Annotated in this window: 2 protein-coding genes; both read right to left on the bottom strand. The window is 53.4% G+C overall.

Going from position 1 to position 1,440, the window contains the following annotated elements; all coding sequences use genetic code 11:
• Window positions 1–37: 37 nt before the first annotated feature.
• Window positions 38–880: an IS3 family transposase gene (locus tag EVJ21_RS15595; protein WP_370259235.1), complete on the bottom strand. Its 843-nt coding sequence runs from the start codon at window positions 878–880 to the stop codon at window positions 38–40.
• The gene (locus EVJ21_RS15590) at window positions 877–1,386 is read right to left on the bottom strand and encodes a helix-turn-helix domain-containing protein (RefSeq protein ID WP_071398550.1); all 510 of its coding nucleotides are present in this window, start codon (window positions 1,384–1,386) and stop codon (window positions 877–879) included. The genes EVJ21_RS15595 and EVJ21_RS15590 overlap by 4 nt, the downstream gene beginning before the upstream one ends.
• Window positions 1,387–1,440: the final 54 nt, after the last annotated feature.

Raw genomic sequence — 1,440 nt, 5'->3', positions numbered from 1 at the left:
TGAACTGAACCAAAAAAGTTAGACACTAAATAATTTGTCAGGCGACTTCGAGAACCTGGGTCCGGTATTCCACCGGGCTCAGGTTTTTTAGTCGTTTCTTGATGCGACGATGATTGTAGTACTCGATGTAGCGCTCGAGCTCCTGTTTGAAATGAGCCATGTCCTCGAACTTCCTGAGATAGAGTAGCTCGGACTTGAGCACGGCGAAGAAGCTCTCGATGGCCGCGTTGTCGAGACAGTTGCCCTTTCGGGACATGCTTTGGGTGATGCCGTGTTCGCGAAGCTTCGCCGTGAACGCTCGAAATTGGTATTGCCAGCCTTGGTCAGAATGGAGGATCGGCCTTCTATCGCTATCGAGTCTCGCGATGGCTTGGTCCAACATCTCGCCGATGAATGGATACTTAGGCTTATCTGACATCGTATAGGCGATGATTTCACGGTTTGCCAGGTCCATCATCGGTGAGAGATAGAGTTTCTCCCCGAAAAGGTGGAACTCGGTGACATCGGTCACCCACTTCTGGTTTAGGCCTGTGGCCTGGAAATCCCGTTCGAGGAGGTTCGCTGCGATCGTTCCGACCTCTCCCTTGTAGGAACGATATTTCTTCATGCGGACGAGGCACTTGAGACCGAGCTCGTCCATAAGACGCAACACTGTTTTCGGGTCGTGCCTGAAACCTTGGCGCTCGAGTAGCGCATGGATTCGCCGATAGCCACAACGTCCTTCGTGTTCGTGGAAGAGGGTCCGGATCGCTTCCTTCACGTCCGCATACTTGTCATCGGCCGTCAGGCGCGTCCGCCAATAATAGTAGACGCTTCGAGCCATATCGAGCACCTGAAGGAGCCCCGGTACAGGATAGGTGGCCCGTAGCTCGTCGATCACTTGGGCCTTGATCCCGTTCGTCGCGCTTCCTCTTCTTGAACCAAGGCTTTCAATTTTTTTAACGCTGCGTTCTCCATCTCGAGGAACTCGACCCGTTCCTTGAGCCTCTCGACCTCCGTCATCTCTTTGGGCTCCTGCTTCTTCCGTCTCGGCATCGGGGCACGTCCTTTCGGCTTGGCGGCCAGGCCCTCGGGCCCCTCCCGTTCGTATGTGGATCGCCAGTTGGAGATCATCCCGGGAGAGGACAGCCTGTACTTCAGGGCCGCGTCGATCAAGGACAGCCCGTTGTCCGCCATATCGTTTAGTACCCTTAGTTTAAACGCCGGCGAGTGGGCTGTATAGGACGGATTGAAGATCGTCTCGCCCCAGCGCTCATAGAGGAGTGCCCATTGACTGACTTTCTTACGGTCCACCCCGAACTCTTTTCCTAACGTTGTGCATCCGTCTTTGCCCGTCAAGTAGCGTTCGGCCACATGAATTTTGAAAGCCTTCGTAAATTTGACCATAAAAACACCCCATAAAAGTTGGATTTTTATGTCCAACTTTTATGGGGCAGTTCA

The organism is Exiguobacterium sp. SH0S2 (assembly GCF_004337185.1).
GTDB classification, from domain to species: Bacteria; Bacillota; Bacilli; order Exiguobacteriales; family Exiguobacteriaceae; genus Exiguobacterium; species Exiguobacterium aurantiacum_A.
The sequence above is the reverse complement of the archived record's forward strand: the minus strand, read 5'-3'. Positions and strand labels throughout refer to the sequence as shown.